Origin of the sequence: Tamlana sp. s12, from assembly GCF_016767215.1 — a bacterium.
Taxonomy (GTDB): Bacteria; Bacteroidota; Bacteroidia; order Flavobacteriales; family Flavobacteriaceae; genus Pseudotamlana; species Pseudotamlana agarivorans.
This window is the reverse complement of record NZ_CP068547.1, coordinates 3,410,904-3,428,601: the sequence shown is the minus strand read 5'-3', so window position 1 is coordinate 3,428,601 and position 17,698 is coordinate 3,410,904. Positions and strand designations below refer to the sequence as shown.

15 protein-coding genes are annotated in these 17,698 nt (G+C 35.3%); 6 read left to right on the top strand and 9 right to left on the bottom strand.

Translation table 11 applies throughout. The annotated features are described in order from the left end of the window. Positions 1 to 66: 66 nt before the first annotated feature. Complete coding sequence (locus JJL45_RS14805; RefSeq protein WP_242521395.1) at positions 67 to 2,565, bottom strand: BamA/TamA family outer membrane protein; 2,499 nt, start codon at positions 2,563 to 2,565, stop codon at positions 67 to 69. 188 nt (positions 2,566 to 2,753) lie between these two features. On the opposite strand from JJL45_RS14805, the gene JJL45_RS14800 reads away from it, so the two are divergent. After that, positions 2,754 to 3,473, top strand: coding sequence for a TrmH family RNA methyltransferase (locus JJL45_RS14800; RefSeq protein ID WP_068603792.1), 720 nt, complete (start codon positions 2,754 to 2,756; stop codon positions 3,471 to 3,473). Between the two features lie 56 nt (positions 3,474 to 3,529). Here JJL45_RS14800 and JJL45_RS14795 read toward each other — a convergent pair whose 3' ends face one another. After that, positions 3,530 to 4,258, bottom strand: a complete 729-nt coding sequence (locus JJL45_RS14795; protein WP_068603791.1) for a porin family protein — start codon at positions 4,256 to 4,258, stop codon at positions 3,530 to 3,532. Positions 4,259 to 4,262: 4 nt separating this feature from the next. Beyond that, on the bottom strand, positions 4,263 to 4,988 hold the full coding sequence (gene ubiE, locus JJL45_RS14790) for a bifunctional demethylmenaquinone methyltransferase/2-methoxy-6-polyprenyl-1,4-benzoquinol methylase UbiE (RefSeq protein WP_067149919.1): 726 nt from the start codon (positions 4,986 to 4,988) through the stop codon (positions 4,263 to 4,265). A 112-nt stretch (positions 4,989 to 5,100) separates the two neighbouring features. Between ubiE and trkA the strand changes: the two genes are divergently transcribed. Both trkA and JJL45_RS14780 read left to right on the top strand, forming a co-directional pair. Beyond that, positions 5,101 to 6,477, top strand: coding sequence for a Trk system potassium transporter TrkA (gene trkA, locus JJL45_RS14785; protein ID WP_262895013.1), 1,377 nt, complete (start codon positions 5,101 to 5,103; stop codon positions 6,475 to 6,477). A 91-nt stretch (positions 6,478 to 6,568) separates the two neighbouring features. Beyond that, positions 6,569 to 7,996: a TrkH family potassium uptake protein gene (locus JJL45_RS14780; protein ID WP_242521394.1), complete on the top strand. Its 1,428-nt coding sequence runs from the start codon at positions 6,569 to 6,571 to the stop codon at positions 7,994 to 7,996. Between the two features lie 114 nt (positions 7,997 to 8,110). Here the strand turns inward: JJL45_RS14780 and JJL45_RS14775 are convergent, their stop codons facing one another. Further along, on the bottom strand, positions 8,111 to 9,298 hold the full coding sequence (locus JJL45_RS14775) for a pyridoxal phosphate-dependent aminotransferase (RefSeq protein WP_068603784.1): 1,188 nt from the start codon (positions 9,296 to 9,298) through the stop codon (positions 8,111 to 8,113). A gap of 32 nt (positions 9,299 to 9,330) precedes the next feature. Then, positions 9,331 to 10,425, bottom strand: coding sequence for a fatty acid desaturase family protein (locus JJL45_RS14770; protein ID WP_067149903.1), 1,095 nt, complete (start codon positions 10,423 to 10,425; stop codon positions 9,331 to 9,333). A gap of 145 nt (positions 10,426 to 10,570) precedes the next feature. On the opposite strand from JJL45_RS14770, the gene rsmG reads away from it, so the two are divergent. Then, a complete protein-coding gene (gene rsmG / locus JJL45_RS14765; protein ID WP_202664185.1) occupies positions 10,571 to 11,200 on the top strand; it encodes a 16S rRNA (guanine(527)-N(7))-methyltransferase RsmG in 630 nt (209 codons plus the stop codon). Between the two features lie 2 nt (positions 11,201 to 11,202). Here the strand turns inward: rsmG and JJL45_RS14760 are convergent, their stop codons facing one another. Beyond that, positions 11,203 to 12,159, bottom strand: a complete 957-nt coding sequence (locus tag JJL45_RS14760; RefSeq protein WP_202664184.1) for a tetratricopeptide repeat protein — start codon at positions 12,157 to 12,159, stop codon at positions 11,203 to 11,205. Positions 12,160 to 12,371: 212 nt separating this feature from the next. Here JJL45_RS14760 and JJL45_RS14755 point away from each other — a divergent pair, with 212 nt between their 5' ends. Together JJL45_RS14755 and JJL45_RS14750 are read left to right on the top strand one after the other, a co-directional pair. Continuing rightward, complete coding sequence (locus JJL45_RS14755; protein ID WP_202664183.1) at positions 12,372 to 13,100, top strand: NRDE family protein; 729 nt, start codon at positions 12,372 to 12,374, stop codon at positions 13,098 to 13,100. Next, complete coding sequence (locus tag JJL45_RS14750) at positions 13,093 to 14,097, top strand: DUF6695 family protein (protein WP_202664182.1); 1,005 nt, start codon at positions 13,093 to 13,095, stop codon at positions 14,095 to 14,097. Before JJL45_RS14755 ends, JJL45_RS14750 begins: the two co-directional genes overlap by 8 nt. On the opposite strand, the gene JJL45_RS14745 is transcribed toward JJL45_RS14750, so the two are convergent. From JJL45_RS14745 to JJL45_RS14735, 3 genes are all read right to left on the bottom strand, one after another. Next, complete coding sequence (locus JJL45_RS14745) at positions 14,092 to 15,585, bottom strand: YfcC family protein (RefSeq protein ID WP_202664181.1); 1,494 nt, start codon at positions 15,583 to 15,585, stop codon at positions 14,092 to 14,094. The two genes, JJL45_RS14750 and JJL45_RS14745, sit on opposite strands and share 6 nt — an antisense overlap. Before the next feature lie 247 nt (positions 15,586 to 15,832). Continuing rightward, a complete protein-coding gene (gene apaG / locus JJL45_RS14740) occupies positions 15,833 to 16,219 on the bottom strand; it encodes a Co2+/Mg2+ efflux protein ApaG (protein WP_067149883.1) in 387 nt (128 codons plus the stop codon). 106 nt (positions 16,220 to 16,325) lie between these two features. Continuing rightward, positions 16,326 to 17,534 carry a DUF5103 domain-containing protein gene (locus tag JJL45_RS14735; RefSeq protein ID WP_242521393.1) on the bottom strand — a complete coding sequence of 403 codons (1,209 nt, stop codon included), beginning with the start codon at positions 17,532 to 17,534 and terminating at the stop codon, positions 16,326 to 16,328. Between the last annotated feature and the right edge of the window lie 164 nt (positions 17,535 to 17,698).

Below are 17,698 nucleotides of genomic sequence, written 5' to 3'. Positions count from 1 at the left end.
CTTTTGTTTTGATAAAAAGCAAAAATGATACTAAAACGTTGTAGTGATACAGGCTTAAAAAGCAGCTTAAAAAGGGTAATTAATACCTATATTATATACTGCATTAGAGAAATTAAAATCGTTAAACCATCTGTTCTTTTTGTTGTAAGAAGGGTCGTGTGTTTTAAAACCTACATCAAATCGGAATACAAAAAAGCTAAAGTCGTATCGAAGTCCGAATCCTGAGCCAACGGCTAAATCCTCTAGCGACTTAAACCCGGTAAATGTTGCACCTTCATCCGTTACGTTATCTAAAACGTTCCAGATATTACCAACGTCAACAAATACGGCGCCATAAAAGTTTTCTAAGATATGAAAACGCTGTTCTGCATTAAAAGCAAGTTTTAAATTGGCTTCATTAAACTCGTCCGTGGTTTGTGAACTTCCAGGGCCTAAGCTATAGGCTGTCCATGCTCTGTTATCGTTGGGGCCTCCAGCAAAAAAACTTCGAGAAAAAGGAATACTATTTGAATTGCCATAAGGAATAGCGATCCCAAGAAAACTACGGAAGGCAAGTACATTTTTTTTACCTAAGTCCCAGTGCTTGGTATATTCAATTTCCGTTTTTATAAATTGAGAATAAGCGACATCAAAGAGTTTATATCTGCCTTCATCATCTTTGTCTAGGTTTAATAAACCAGCACCGAGAGAAAGTAAGTTACCTGCAGGTTCGAGTTTAAAACGTAAAATGTAATAGTCTTCATCAAAAAGGCTCGTTCGCTCATTTACAATAACGCTCCAGCTAGAAGAAAAGATTAAGTTATTTTCGGTTAATCGGTCTTTTCGCTCACTAATACTATTTACGGTAGTCAACTGGCTATTGGAAAACTCAGACGGTGGCGGTACACTTGTCGCATAATCTATAAAATCATTGGCTCCGTCTGGAATTTCTAAATTTTGATCGGGTGGGATGTAATCAACTTCATGAGCGATTTCATTTAATGATTCATATGAGTTTTGATACACATCGAAATAAGCATCAACATTTAAGTTTTGTACATACTGCATGTTAAAGACATCAACTCTATTAGTTACCGTTTTGTTAGGCACCCAATTGTAATTAAATACACCTCCAAAAGTTTGTTTATCGAGGCCAATATTGGTTTGGCTGGTCATGGCTAAACTAATATTAGTTGTTGGCGACATGTATTTGGGAATAAGGTGTTTGGTGTAAAAAGGAGAGAAGAACCTTGGAATGGTAAGCCTTAAATCGACTCCATATTCAACAATGTCGAAAAAAGCATCATTCGGGTTATTTTTATCTTTTGAAGATCCGATAGAACCTTTACCTGCAATTTCTAGTGTTTCGGCCCCTCTAAAAATATTTCGCATGAGCAAACTTGGATTTAAGGAAAAACCTAGCGTTTGAATATTACTCGTAGAAACGTCGGTACTAAACCCTAAACTAAATCGCTTTAAAGGTGTTAATAAAATGGTATCTGTAATGGTATTATCAAGTCTTTCTGTGACTTCAATATTAGGGTATCTAAATGTTCGTAGTTCTTTTAAGTGCCGGTATGTGTTTATCATATCGCGGTCTCTAAAAACATCTCCTGGTTTTATAAAAATAGCATCAGCTATGGCTTTTGGGCTATGCCGCATTTTGTTATAACTGTAAAATTTATAACCATTAAAAGACGTCGAATCTTGAAATGGTTTCCCTCGGTTTTCATAGCTATAATCGGTAATAACGTTAACGTCTCTAATGGTATAAACATCAAAAGGCTGGCGAATAATCGAGTCATGATCTCTAATAGATCGATCCTGAATAGTAAGCCCAACATTAACTTTTTTGTTCGTGCCAATGGTGTCAATTTCGAAGGTGATGTAATCTTGATTAAAATGATATACCCCAGAATTCCTCAGACTTGTTGAAATTCTTTTGCGTTCCTCATCAAAATTGGCGGTTTGATATTGTTCGTTTGATTTTATAAAGGACTCCGATTTGTAGCGGTCATAAAGTGATTTTACCTTTGGAGATTTAATAGTTTCAGATATCGAATCAATTATAAAAGGGGTGCCTGTATTAACGTTGTACTTAATTTCAGCGCGTTTGTCATCTTTTTTAATGACGTTGTATTCCGCTTTAGCGTTAAACCATCCGTGATTAATATAATAGGCCTCCAAACGGTTGGTTGATTTTTTAGATTTGGCTTCACTGACTATTACTGGTGCTTCACCAGTTTCTTTAAGCCAATTGTTAAAGCTAAGCGCAGATTTTTTTAAGTTGTCCACCTGCTTTTGTGAATACATTATTTTTAAACGCTCACGCCGTTTCGGATTTTTATCTAACCAAGCTTCAAATAAAGAATCGCGGTTAGGGCGTGCCGTATTGTATAAGTGTAATCGTAATGGAACGCCTAAGGCTTTTCGGTTGGGATGTTGATAGAGTAGATTTTCAACTGTTTCCGAGTTGTCTTTTTTATCATTTACAAACACCTCGTTTTCTGTTAACAACAGCTCACCTTCATTAACTCTTTTTACAGTGTCGCACGAGAAAAATTGCCCTGTAAATAATACTAACATGAATATTTTAAAGTGCTGTTTTTTCAAATGAAGTATGGTTAATGCAGAGTTTGTGTTTGATTTATGTTTTTGAAGCTTATTAAGGTTCAAAAATAAGGTATTTCAGCTAGAAATTGAATTTAATTAATTCGAGACTAAGTAAATCTTTTAATTATTTTCTTTTCTTTATACAAATTTTTAAAAGGAACATGCTATCAAAGAGTCAGATTAAATTAATAACGAGTTTAAAGCAAAAAAAATATAGGCTTCAACATGGTTTTTTTGTGGTTGAAGGACTTAAAACGATTGCTGAATTGTTGAATTCTGAATTGGAACTCTATCAACTTTTTACCACGGAATCCTTTGGTAATAAATCTGAAAATGAAGTTATAATTACAGCTGCCGAATTAAAAAAGATTAGCTTCTTAACCACCCCAAATAAGGCGCTAGCCCTTTTTAGGATTCCTGAGCCTAAAACCATACAAGCCGAGGGATTGGTAGTAGCCCTCGATGATGTGAGAGATCCTGGAAATTTAGGTACGATTATACGGTTGTGTGATTGGTTTGGGATAAAAGATTTGGTTTGTAGTAAAAATACAGTTGATTGTTTTAATCCGAAAGTTATACAAGCCACCATGGGGTCTATAACTCGTGTTAACGTGAGTTATTTGGAATTAGAAAACTTTCTGCAGAAACAGACCATTCCCGTTTTTGGAGCTTTTATGGAAGGTGAAAATGTTTATAGAACTGAACTTCCGAAACAAGGTGTTTTGGTAATGGGTAACGAGGCTAACGGTATTTCGGAAATTATTGAAAACCTAATCACTAAAAAAATATCGATACCTCGATTTGGTGATTTGCAAGCTACAGAAAGTTTAAATGTTGCCACAGCAACAGCTATTTTGTTAAGCGAGTTTAAGCGTTCTTGATATAAAACGTTTTTTTAACCCAACAACCAAAAACTTATTTCCATTAACAATTATCCTTATTGAAAGGTAAAGTTTAAAAATACCCCACGTGTTTTCATACTTGCAATATTACTTGTCCACGGACTATTAGGGTCTTCATCTCTAATCAATTCATCACTAATAGCAAAAACACCACGTACCGAAGGTGTGAATTTAAAATTGTATAGGTAAAAATCGATTCCGAAGCCTAATTCATAAAAGATAGGTGTTGTTTTAGTTCTAAATTGTCCGCTAGAATTGTCTTCAGGATTATCTTGGTTACTCGATAAGTTAATGGCTGTTGAAAAACCACCCACAACAAAAGGTTTAAAGTTATTGATACGCTTTGTTGAGACTTTTATCAGTAAAGGAACGTGTATGTATGTCGATTTTACTTCCCTAACTAAGTCTGCATCGGTATAGCTCATGCCATCAAAATAATCTTCGCTATAACGCAATTCTCGAGTTGTAATATTCAGACCAGGTTCCAAACGTAAATCAATAAAATTATTGATGCGTAAGTTTCCAATTAGTCCAACACTAAAGCCTGGTTCTCTTTTTACGTATATATCGGTGAGGTCTTCGTAGTAATCGAAATTAAAGTCATAGATATTCATTCCTAAATAATAGCCCCAACGTAATAAATCGTTATCGGTTGAGCCTCGTCCTTGATTGGCATCATAGGTTACTTTTTCTCGTGTAAAAAGCTGAGCGTTTGATGTTTGGAATATGAGTAGGAAAGCGATTAGTGCAAAAAAATGCTTCATATGTTTACTTAGATGATTTGTAAATAGTTGCCACACCCAAAGTTTGTGGAAAATCTTCAACATTAATAAACCCAATTTTTCTTAAAATATTGTTCAAGGCTTCACCATAAGGAAAAACAGAGGCCGATTCCGATAAGTATCTGTAGGCACTTCGGTCCTTAGAAAATATTTTTCCTATTAGTGGTAAAATGTTTTTCGTGTATAAACTATATCCTTGTTTAAATGGTGTTTTGGTAGGAACAGAGGTTTCTAAAATCACAAAAGTTCCATTAGGTTTTAAAACGCGGTATATTTCTTTGAGGCCGTTTTCTAAAGTTTCAAAATTTCTAACTCCAAAAGCTACGGTAATGGCATCGAAAGTGTCATTTTTAAACGGTAGATTTTCGCTATCACCTAAAACCATTTCAATTTTAGAGTCTAAGCCTTTCTTTTTAATTTTTTCCTTGCCTATTTCTAGCATCCCACTGCTAATGTCTAATCCCACAATTTTGGTAGCATCAGTTTCAGCAAGGTTAATCGCTAAATCACCTGTTCCCGTAGCAATGTCTAAAATGCTTTCAGGATTACTGTTTTTTACGATATTAACTACTTTCTTGCGCCATTTAATGTCAATTCCGAAGGAAATAACTCGGTTTAAGCCATCATAATCACTAGAAATATTATCAAACATTTTAGTGACTTGTTCTTTTTTACCTAAAGCGCTGTTTTTGTATGGTTTTACTTTTGACAAGTTGAAAAAATTTTTGACAAATATAAACTTTTAACAAAGGTTTACACAATAGCTAACCAAATAATTATATTGTTTCAATTTTATGTAGTGCCCTTTATTTTATACTATATTTGTGCTACTTTTTTATGATGACAGAAAAATGAAAATAATAATTGCGGGAGCAGGTGAGGTTGGATTTCATTTGGCAAAATTATTGTCTTACGAATCTCAAGAAATAACTTTAATAGACCCAAATAAAAAAAGTTTAGCACACGCCGATAATCAATTAGACATACGAGTTGTTAAAGGTGATGCGACATCTATCGCTATTTTACGAGAAGCACGAGTAGATACTTGTGATCTATTTATAGCCGTAACTTCTAGCGAAACGACGAATATTACCATTTGTGTTTTAGCTAAGCAACTTGGTGCTATGCGAACCATTGCCAGAATCTCTAATACCGAATTTATTCGTTTTAAAGATGAAGTTGGTTTTACCAAATTTGGTATCGATGAATTAATTTCTCCAGAAGCGTTAGCAGCCTCAGAGATTGAGTTGTCATTAAAACAGTCGTCATTTAACGAAAACTACGAGTTTGAAGAAGGTGCGCTTACCATGGCGGGCCTTACCTTATCTAGAACAGCCACTTTTGTTGGAAAAACAGTTAAGGAAGCAGCCGAAGTTTTTCCCGAAATTCATTTTGTTCCTATCGCTATTCAACGATTTGGTACCCAATACACTATAATCCCACGAGGAGATACCGTTTTTAAAAGAGGTGATAATGTTGTTTTTATTACTTCGGAAGGCGGTGCCGACGAACTTTGTAAACTTACTGGTAAAATCAATCGCGAGATTAAAAACGTTATGATTTTAGGTGGTGGGCAAATTGGTTTTAAAACAGCCCGTGATTTAAGTGAGAAGGGGTTTAATGTGAAGTTGATAGAAGGGAATAGAGATCGTGCTTTTGATATTGCAGATGTATTAACCAAAGTTCTGGTGATTAATAGTGATGGACGAAATGCTGATTTGTTAGATGAAGAAAATATTGGTGATATGGATGCCTTTATTGCTGTTGGTCCAAATTCAGAAACGAACATCATGTCCTGTTTAGTAGCTAAATCGAAAGGGGTTAAAAAAACCATCGCTTTGGTTGAAAACATGGATTATTTCGATCTGTCGCATTCGATCGGTATCGATACTTTAATCAATAAAAAATTATTAGCAGCCAATAATATCTTTAGATACATTAGACGTGGCGAAGTGGTTGCCATGACCAAACTGAGTAACTTAAACGCCGAACTTTTGGAATTTGAAGTTAAAAGTTCTTCAGCCGTTTGTAACAAATCTATTAAATCTATTGATTTTCCTAGATCGGCTATTATAGGCGGGGTTATAAGAAACGGTGTTGGTATGATTGCTTTAGGTAATTTTAAAATTCAGGCCGGGGATCGCGTGGTGGTTTGTTGTTTATTGAAATCGATAAAACGCGTTGAAAAATTATTTATATAAATTTGCCCATTAATCGGTACTTATTTTGAAACTCAATTTTAAAATTATTTTTCACTTCTTAGGATTGCTATTATTGTTTAATGGCGGTTTTATGCTAGTTTCTTCACTGGTTAGTTTACTTTACAAAGACGGAGTTACGTCCCAAATATTTATAGCGGGCTTATTAACTATGGTTGTTGGTGCCATCACAATGGTATTTACAAGAAACCATGAGAAAGTTATGAATAAGCGAGAAGGGTATATTGTTGTAGCCTTTGGCTGGATAATTATGTCGCTTTCTGGTACTCTACCTTATGTGATAACGGAAAGTATTCCGAGTTTTACCGATGCTTTTTTTGAAACCATGTCGGGTTATACAACCACAGGAGCTTCTATTTTAAACGATATTGAAGTCATTCCGAAAGGGGTTTTATTTTGGCGAAGTTTAACGCACTGGATTGGTGGTATGGGGATTATCGTTTTAGCTATTGCCATTCTTCCTTTGTTGGGTATTGGAGGGATGCAACTTTTTGCTGCTGAAGCCCCAGGACCGAGTGGTGATAAGCTTCATCCTCGTATTACCGATACCGCAAAGCGTTTATGGCTTATTTATTTTAGTTACACCGCTGCTGAAACTATTCTGTTAAACATTGCAGGGATGTCATTTTTTGATGCGATTAATCATGCCATGTGTACCTTGTCTACAGGTGGGTTTTCAACTAAAAACGCTAGTGTAGCTTATTGGAATCATCAGCCTATAATACAATACATTATTTGCTTATTTATGTTTCTAGCAGGTTCCAATTTTGTATTGAGTTATTTTGCATTCAAAGGGAAATTTCAAAAAATATTACATGATGAAGAGTTTAAATTGTACTTTAAATTCATCACCATTTTTACCTTAATAGCTGGAGTTATCATTTATTTACATGCCGATTTGAGTATCTCTTCAATACATCACCCGATCGTTTGGGGACAGGCAGAAAGTTCATTTAGGCATGCACTTTTTCAAGTATTATCCATAGTTACAACAACAGGTTTTGTTTCGGCCGATTATACTTTATGGACACCATTTTTGGTGGTTTTCTTTTTCGGACTCATGTTTTTAGGTGGTTCGGCAGGAAGTACTTCTGGTGGTGTGAAAGTGGTGCGCCATCTCATCTTAATAAAAAATGGATTTTTAGAATTTAAGCGTACCCTACATCCAAATGCTATCGTACCAGTAAGGTATAATGGAAAAGCGATTAACCGATTTATTGTATTTAACGTGTTAGCTTTTTTTATTCTTTATATGTTGTCCTTTATTATTGGAGCCTTGGTGTTCTCTATGTTTGGCTTGGAGTTTAAATCGGCTATAGGTTTAGCAGCATCTACTTTAGGAAACGTAGGGCCTGCATTTGGTGATTTCGGACCTGTTAATAACTACGCGTTATTGCCAGGATTAGGAAAGTGGTGGGCGTCCTTTTTAATGCTTATAGGGAGGCTTGAACTGTTTACGGTACTTATCTTATTTACACCTTTCTTCTGGAGGAATCGTTAAGGTCTTTTCAACTTTAAATTATTAAGATAAAAATAAAAGCACTGAAAAATGTGCATAAAAAAAGCTACTGCGTTTTATCAGTAGCTTTTTTGTTTTATAAAGTGGGCAGGAGTATTATTCGCTTACCGCAGCTTTTATTCTTTTAATCGCTTCAATGATTTGCTCTTGAGAAGCAGCATAAGAAATTCGGATACAATCTGGATTTCCAAAAGCTTCACCTGTAACAGTAGCTACAAGCGCTTCTTCTAATAAGTATAATGAGAAATCTGTAGCGTTGTTAATTTTCTTTCCTCTTAAAGTCTTTCCGAAGTAATGTGTTACGTTAGGGAAAACATAAAAAGCACCTTCAGGAGTGTTTGTTTTAAAACCTTCTACATCATTTAAAAGGTCTAAGATTAAATCACGACGTACTTTAAATTCGTCAATCATGTACTGCACACGAGTTGGTGGCTCGTTTAAAGCTGTAATTACGGCACGTTGTGCTATACAGTTTGTTCCACTTGTTATTTGTCCTTGTAATTTGTTACAAGCACGAGCGATTTTCTCTGGAGCACCAATGTACCCAACACGCCATCCTGTCATTGCAAAGGCTTTAGAAACCCCGTTAACTGTAATGGTATTGTTGTACATGTCTTCAAACTCGGCAATACTAGCATGACCTTCACCGTAGTTGATGTGTTCGTAAATTTCATCTGAAACAACGTAAATATTTGGGTGTTTTACTAGTACATCAGCTAAAGCTCTTAACTCAGACTTGCTATAAACCGATCCACTTGGGTTACATGGTGAACTGAACCAAATCATTTTTGTTTGAGGTGTAATCGCTGCTTCAAGCTGCTCTGGAGTCATTTTGAAGTCTGTGTCAATAGTTGTTTTTACTTCTACTGGCACACCATCATTTAATTTTACAATATCAGCGTAACTTACCCAGTAAGGACATGGTAAAATAACTTCATCACCATTGTTTAACATCACCCCAGCAATATTAGCTAGCGCTTGTTTTGCTCCTGTTGAAACTACAATTTGAGCAGGAGTATAGGTTAAATTGTTATCACGTTTGAATTTAGTGATGATGGCTTCCTTTAAATCGGCATAACCATCAACAGGCGAGTAAGAATTGTAATTTTCATTAATCGCTTGAATTGCAGCGTCTTTAATGAAATCTGGAGTGTTAAAATCTGGCTCTCCAAGACTTAATCCTATGATATCTTTTCCTTCTCCTCTAAGCTCTCTTGCTTTAGCAGCCATTGCCAATGTTGCAGAGGTTGCCATGTTTAAAATTCTATCAGATAGTAATTGCATGTAAATTATTTGTTATAGTGTGGTTTGAAAATTTATGCGAAATTAGGTTTTTTACCTAAAACTTTTAGTTGGTTGTAGTGTTCGGAAACGGCTTGCCAAAAGGTAGAATATTCGTTGTAAGGTAAACGGTATTCATTCGCTGTTTCTTTTACGATTTTAGCGATTTTGCTGTAATGTATATGACTGATGTGAGCAAATAAATGGTGCTCTACTTGTCTGTTTAACCCACCTGTATAAAACTCGGCGAACCAACTTTTTGGTGAAAAGTTAGAGGTTGTGAATAATTGATGAATAGCCCACGTATTTTTCATGTTGCCATCTTCATCAGGTACAGGCATTTCTGTATTCGGCATTACATGCGCTAATTGAAAAATTACACTTAAAATGATACCTGCAGTATAATGCATTACGAAGAAACCAATTAAAACTTGCCACCAAGCAAACCCTAAAGATAGGGGTAGTACAATCCAAATCGTATAGTAAACGATTTTACCAATAATAAGCTTGGTCCATTGTGTAGCTGGGTGAGGAAGTTTTCCGTAAGCTAATTTTCTTTTTAGGTATTTGTACGTTTGGATGAAATCGGTCGTAATAGCCCAGTTTGCAGTTAATAATCCGTATAAAAAGAAGGCATAAAAACGTTGGTATTTATGAATTCTTAACCATTTGGTGTGTTTCGAAAAACGGATGATTCTTCCTGCGTCAATATCTTCATCATGACCTTGAATATTGGTATATGTGTGATGAAGAACATTGTGTTGTACTTTCCAGTTGTAATCGTTACCAGCTAAAATATATATGCTGCTTCCCATTAATTTATTAACCCATTTTTTGCTTGAAAAAGATCCGTGATTAGCGTCGTGCATCACGTTCATACCAACTCCAGCCATACCGATTCCCGTAGTAATCATGCATAAAATTTGTGCCCACCAAGGTAAATCAAGGCTTAAAACTAAAACAACAGGTACAATAAGTAAGGCAAACATAACCACTGCTTTTAGGTACAGTTTCCAGTTTCCGGTACGTTTAATGTTATTTTCTTTGAAATAATCATTGACGCGTTTATTTAATGTTCGGAAAAATTTTGCCGAATCTGTTCTTGAAAATGATAATGCTTGTTTTGTCATGCTATAATTAAATTAATATGACGTAAAAATCAATTCGTTACGCCATATTCTGCGCAAAGATAGGAATAAACAAAGTTAAGTATTACCAAAATTTTGTAAAAAAATGGGTTTAAAAGCTATATTTTTGTTGAAAATTTAACAATATATGGAACTCATCTTAAAGTACTTTCCTAATCTTACAGAAGACCAGATCAATAAGTTTGCGCAATTAGAATCGCTGTATCAAGACTGGAATTTAAAAATTAATGTGGTGTCAAGAAAAGATATTGATGAATTGTATTTACGCCACGTTTTGCATGCTTTAGGAATAGCAAAAGTGATTTCGTTTAAGGATGGTAGTAACATTTTCGATGTTGGTACAGGTGGCGGATTTCCAGGTATCCCTTTAGCTATTATGTTTCCTGAATGTTCTTTTCATTTGGTTGATAGTATTGCTAAAAAACTTAAAGTGGTAAACGAAGTAGTGGAAGGCCTAGGGCTAACCAATGTGAGAACCACTCATAGTCGCGTTGAAGCTATTGATGAGCAATTTGATTTTATAGTAAGTCGTGCCGTTGCCATTATGCCAACTTTTGTGCATTGGGTAAAAGGGAAAATCGCCAAAGAACAAAAACATGAATTAAAAAATGGTATTCTATATTTAAAAGGTGGCGATTTAACCGAAGAACTTAAAGATTATCGTACCACGACCATTTATAATTTAAGTGATTATTATGAGGAAGACTTTTTTGAAACAAAAAAAGTAGTGCATTTGCCTTTAAAGTACCGTGGCTAAACTTATAGTTTTACCAGTGCCGTAATCCCTTTATTGAAAAAGTAATATTGGTGTTGAAACCAGTACGTATCACTGTAAGCTTCAATACTTGATATGTTGGCTCCTAAATTTAAAATACTGTTGGCTTTATCAAAATGCTGTTTGGCTTTTACTTTATCGTTTAAGTTTATATAGGCTATAGCCAGACCAAGATGGGCATCAAAATCATTGGAGTCAAACTTTAAAACTTTTTCAAAATCGGAAATTGAATTCATATCATTCCCTAGAAACAAACTTGAAGCGCCTTTGTAGAAGTAGGCAAACGGATTATTGTCGTCTAAACGGATGCTTATGGTTAAATCATTGTTAGCATCTTGGTAGCGTGTTACGTCCATAAAAAACACACCTCTTTCAAAAAAGTTTTCTGGACTAGGATGAATTAAAATCGCTGTGGAATAATCTTCAAGAGCCTTTTGATAATTCTCCAAGGCCTTGTGGGCTGTAGCTCTTAAAATATAGGGTTTTGTATTCCCAGGAATTTTTTTAATCACCTTATCGAAATCGCTAATCGCTTTGTCGTATTCTTCTAAATCTAAGCGCACACAGGCTAAACTGTAAAGGGCGTCAATAAAACTATCATCTAAAAGGTAGGCTTTAGCATAATCTTCTTTAGCTTCAGCATAATCTTTAACACTATACCTAGAATTTCCACGGTTATAATAGGAGTCGGCGTCTGGCTGTTCTGCAATAATTTTAGAATAATCTACAATGGCTCCGTAGTAGTCTTCCGAATTGTTTTTAGCCAAGGCGCGTTGAAAATAAGCATCTAAGTTTTTAGGTTCTAATTTGATAACTTCATTCAATAACGAAATTCTTTCAGATAAATCGGAAGTTCTTAAGGCTTGTCTATATAGTTTGCTAGCTTGTCCAAAAGTTAATAGTGGTAAAGCTATGCATAGGGTGAATAGTAATTTTTTCATTGAAAATTGAATAAGCTAAAAAAAGCTGTTTTAAAGAATAAAATTAAGCATAATTTTAAAGATAGGCGGCAAGATTTCAATAATCTTGAAAGGTACTATGTTTGGTGAATACTAGTACGACTTGGGATTATAGGTTTATGTGTCATGCCGAAATAGTTGTCTGTTAAATATTTTTTGTAAGTTGGCTCAACTTTTTTCTGACTAATCATTTTATGTGCACCGTAAGTTTGTTTCCAGTTAATGCTACCGATTTTATATTGACTTCAAATCGCGATGAATCTCCTGATCGGCCTGCCGTTAATCCTAGCTTTTCTTCTGTTGAAAACACAAAAATTTTATTCCCTAAAGACCCTTTGTCTGGAGGGACATGGATTGGTGTTAGCGAAAAAAAACGATTAGTTTGTGTGCTTAATGGTGGTTTTGCGTTGCATGAACGTAAAGCAACGTACCGTAAAAGTCGCGGACTCGTTGCTAAAGATTTGATGCTTATGGAGTATGTTGTTGAAGATGTTGAAAACTACAATTTTAAGGATATTGAACCTTTTACCATCGTTATAGTAGACTGGAAAACGCATCTTCAATTTTTTGAATTGGTTTGGGATGGCGAAGAAAGGCATTTTGAGAAGTTGCCTTTAAAACCAAGGATTTGGTCCTCTTCAACCTTATATACCGAAGCCATGAAAAAGGAACGCCAATGTTGGTTTCATGATTTTTTATCTGAAGGCGATAGGCGGGCAGGACAAATCTTGAAATTTCATAAAACTGCAGGAGGAACAAATCGTGATTATGGTGTGATCATGGATCGTGGCTTTGTGAAAACGACTAGTATCACACAGATAGAAAAGAAGAATGACAAAGTGAATATGCGATATGAATCCCTTGAAAACGAAATGATTTCTGAAGAGGTGTTCGATTTTCAAAAATCTGCTATGCATGGTTAATACGGGAATTGTTATAACTCTAGCTTACCCCGATACGGTGGTTAGGTTGCCAAAAGAATGGTATGCACCCTATTTACGGTTTTTTGGTATTGGTACTAAAAATTATGTGAGAGCCGGACATGCTGCATTAGTTTTAGTCGAAAAAGAAACCGGTGCTTTAGATTATTACGATTTTGGCCGCTATATCGTACCAGCCCCATTTGGTCGCGTTCGCAGTTATGAAACCGATAATGAATTGGAAATGCCATTTAAGGCAGAAATGGAAAAAGGTGTTATTAAAAATTTAGATGACATTTTAAAATATTTAGTAACGCATCCCAAAATCACCCATGGAGAAGGGGCGATGTTAGCTTCCGTTTGCAGTTCTGTTGATTACAATAAGGCGCGGTCATTCATATTAAATTTACAAGGTGAAAAGGCCGTTCGCTATGCTGCTTTTAAACGGGAAGCTTCTAACTGTGCGCGTTTCGTAACCGATACCTTGTTGGCTTCAGTAACTGATGATCGCATTCGAAAGCAACTCAGAAAAATGCAAAGATTTACATCTAGCACCGTTGGTAATGTTCTGTTGAGTGATACGGAGGATACCATTTTTAAAGTTTCAGAAAACGGCGATATCTCCAAGTTTAAAGGCTCTCAAAAAAGTGAAAATCTCAGGTGTTTTTTAGATAGGTTGAAAGGTTTTCAGCCGAACTTGGAAGGTAACCTGTTGTCAAAAGAGGTGGTGGGATTAAGTGATAAAGCACAATGGTTGTCTGGAATAGGAGGAGGAGCTTGGTTTGAACTTCACAAAACCGATGACGATATTAATTATAGATTCAGACGTATTTCTCCTTACGGAAGGGTGGATTGTGACGCCTATTTTCAAGTTGATAAAAAGACGTTTTGTTACGATTCAGACTATGAGTTTATGCCTTTTTCTAACTGTAAAAGCTTTCAGGTAAAGCAAAATTCATCTGTATATAGATTTGAGCGGGTATCTTCTTCTTTATTATAAATAAACAGAGAGGCTTAAAAAGGCCATGGTTGTTAACGTTAATATGATGAGTAATGGGGTAACAAACTTTAGCCACTTGTTAAATCCGATATTAACAATAGCTAAAGCGGCCAAAATTAATCCTGTAGGACTAATCAAATAAAGAAGTCCCATCCCATATTGGTAGGTGTTTACTATAACTTCTCTACCTAAATTAACGGTGTCGGCAAGGGGTGCCATCACGGGCATAGTTAATACAGCCATTCCTGAAGATGATGGCATAAAAAACGAGAGTCCCGCATAAATAAAAAGCATGAAATTTGTAAAAAGGGCTTTGGGCATACCTTCAGTAATAGTGCTGGCGTGAAATAACAGGGTGTCGCTAATCAGACCATCTTGCATAAGAATGGTGACACCTCTGGCGATGCCAACAATAAAGGCGACGCTTAATAAATCTGCTGCACCTTTAACAAAAGTTTCAATGAATGTTCTTTCCTTGATTTTGGCTAGAATTCCAATAATGATGGCGGTTACTAAAAAGGTCGTGGTCATTTCAATAAACCACCAATCTAAAAACGAGACACCAATAATCATAACCACAAAAGATGCAGAAAACACAAAGGTAATCGCTTTTAGTCGTCCCGAAAACTTAGTATAGCTATTGGTTTTTATTTTAAAACGGGCTTCAATGTCTTCTTTTTGATTGTATATGATAGATTTTGAAGGATTGGTTTTTACGCGTTTGGCATAACGAAGAATGTAAATTATAGTAATACTTAAACAAAGCACAAGCATAATTAACCGACTTTGTAAACCAGTGGTCCAGTTGATTCCTGCAGCATCTGAAGCGATTATTGTTGAAAACGGATTAACAGTAGAGCACATGGTACCGATTGCCGAACCCAGAAATATACAGCTCACCCCAACAAGGGCATCATATTTTGCAGCTAAAAAAACGGGAATTAAAATAGGGTAGAAGGCCATGGTTTCTTCAGCAAGTCCAAAAGTAGTTCCTCCTAACGCTATGATGGTGGTTACTAAAATAATTAATAGGTATTCATTGCCCTTAAGTATTTTGGCTGTCCAAGCAATGCCGGCATCAAAGGCGCCTGTTAAGTTCATAATACCAATTAAACCGCCAATAATTAATATAAGAAAAATGATATCAGCAGCTTCAATTATACCCTTTATAGGGGCTTTCACTAAATCGAAAAATCCTTGAGAGTTCGCTGGCAGTGCTTTGTATGAATGAGGAATCCCGATAGGTTTATAGATGGCGCCACTAGTAAATTTTTCCAAAGGGATTTTTATGCCAAGATTGTTTAATGTTTCTGTTGTAGCAGGAAGTTCGTAGGTGGCTTCAAGACTGGTTTTAGTAAAAGTTTGACTTGAAGCGTTGTAAGAAAGGCTGTCGTATTTCCCTGCAGGAACAACCCATGTTAATAAAGCCACTAATCCAGCAATAATGAATAATAAGGTTTGTGCTGAAGGAAATTTTAACTTTTTCATAAGCCTTTTATAAACTGTGCTTTTTCTCTTGTGAGGGTTTCGATTAAAGTTAAGGAAGCTTGTCTTTTTGGAATTTGTAATTATTTCACATCCAAAATCCCTTGTTTATTCAATATAGGTAGGGTATTCGCAGTCATATCTGTGATTGATTAAATACTTTGTTAAAAATAATCAATTATTAAGAAAGGCGTGTTTTGCTTTTAATGTATTTAGCCATTTTCACTAAAAAGGAAATAGTGACAATGGTTTAATTCATAGCAAAAGGAGCACTTAATTTAAAGGTAGGAATAGTAACTTGAAACTTTTTGGTTGTTGTGAAGTTTACCATACTGTAATGCCCGTGCATGGCACCTAATGGCGATGTAAGTAAACATCCTGATGAATAGGTGTGAGATTCGCCTGGTTTTAAAACTGGTTTTTTGCCAACAACACCTTCTCCAGAAACGGTTTCAATATTGTTTAAGGCATCTAAAATTTCCCAATGTCTAGCAAATAGTTGGACAGAATCTTTACTTTGGTTTTCAATGGTTATAGTATACCCAAAAGCATATTGTATCTTATAGTTTTTATAAAATGAACCTTCGTAAGTCGTTTTTACGGAAATTTTTATGCCTTTTGTAACCTGTTGAACCATGTTAAATACTGATATACCACGTGTTAATGGTAGCTAATGTAGTAAATTATAAATGCCAATCATAAATTTTAACGTCTGAGATGAAAAAATTAGATAATTTACAATTTTAGTCGCTAATATTTACGGAAGTCCCTTCGTTAGCGCCTACAATTCTATCATATCGTGCTCCGAGGTCTCTGTAGTACACTAAAACTTTGTAGGTATTTTCTGTTTGCCAGAAGTTTCCACAAATTAAATTTTCATTAATTGAACCATTAGAATCTACAGCGACATATTTATAATTGTAAAACCCTTGCTTGAGCAAAAGACTCCCTTTAAAGATGTTTTTTGCGGCATCGTAGCTTAGGCGTGTTGAATCTTCAATAGTAAAATTGTTGAATGCGCCGTAAACATAGATGTCTTTGTTTTTTATGTTTTCGTCTGCGGCTAGAGAAAAGTGAACCCAAACGTAATCGGCTTCAATTCTGGGATCGGAAGCGTCCAAGTTGTTAATAACATAATTACCATTAATGTCTGGATTGTAAGTGTAAATTTGGTTGGCGCGGATGGAGTTTGTAAATAAATAATTGTGATACAGATCTTGTAAATCAACAAACTGAATGTTATTGTTCGCACCTCGAATATCTTTGTTTTCAAAAAAGAAATACTCGTTCCCTCCCCAAAAGCTGGTTTCAGAATCGTATTTATAAACCAATTGATTTCCTAATACATATTGCGGTTTAACATCTGTAATGGCGGTATTTAGGTTATTATTCTGAATAATTACCGCATTTACGGTTTGGGTCGGGTTGTTAAATTGAATGCGGTTGGAAATCACAAGAATTTCAACACGTTGTTTTTCTTGAATATTAGAAAGATCCCTTGCACGTTTGAGCACAATACCCACATCAGCTAAATTTTCATAAATCATAAATTTTTGAGAAAACATAAGTTCATTGTCACTATTATAAATGAACAGCATATAGTTTCCTGAAACCTTTAATCCTTTCGTTTGATCGTTAGGAATGGTTAGTTTGTAATGAGAAAAAATCTGGTACGTATTAAAGGAGTTTTCATATTCTCTAATACGTTGATTGTCTAAACCATCCATGTATTCTGTTTGAATAAGTACAGAGGGGGTCCAGTCTCTATTGTAATATTTTATTTTATAATAAAAGTCTTCTTCGTTGCCGTTTAGGGCGTCAAATTCAATGGTTATTGGGTCTCCTAAGCGTATGATAGGTAGTTGGTTGTCGGTTGAAGCCCCTTTAAATTGTATCGTTTTTATATATTCGGGAGGTGGTGTTTCTTGTGTTTGAGCAAGACTTAATGACATATTAAGACAAAAAATAATAAGCAAAAGAAGGCTATTTTTCATGGGGTGTTTTTTATTAATGGGTAAAGATAACAAATTTCATATCGAGGTTTTACGTTGTTATTTAGAATAAATACAAATAACGAAACAATACGAATACAATGGATATTAATACTAAAGAAATT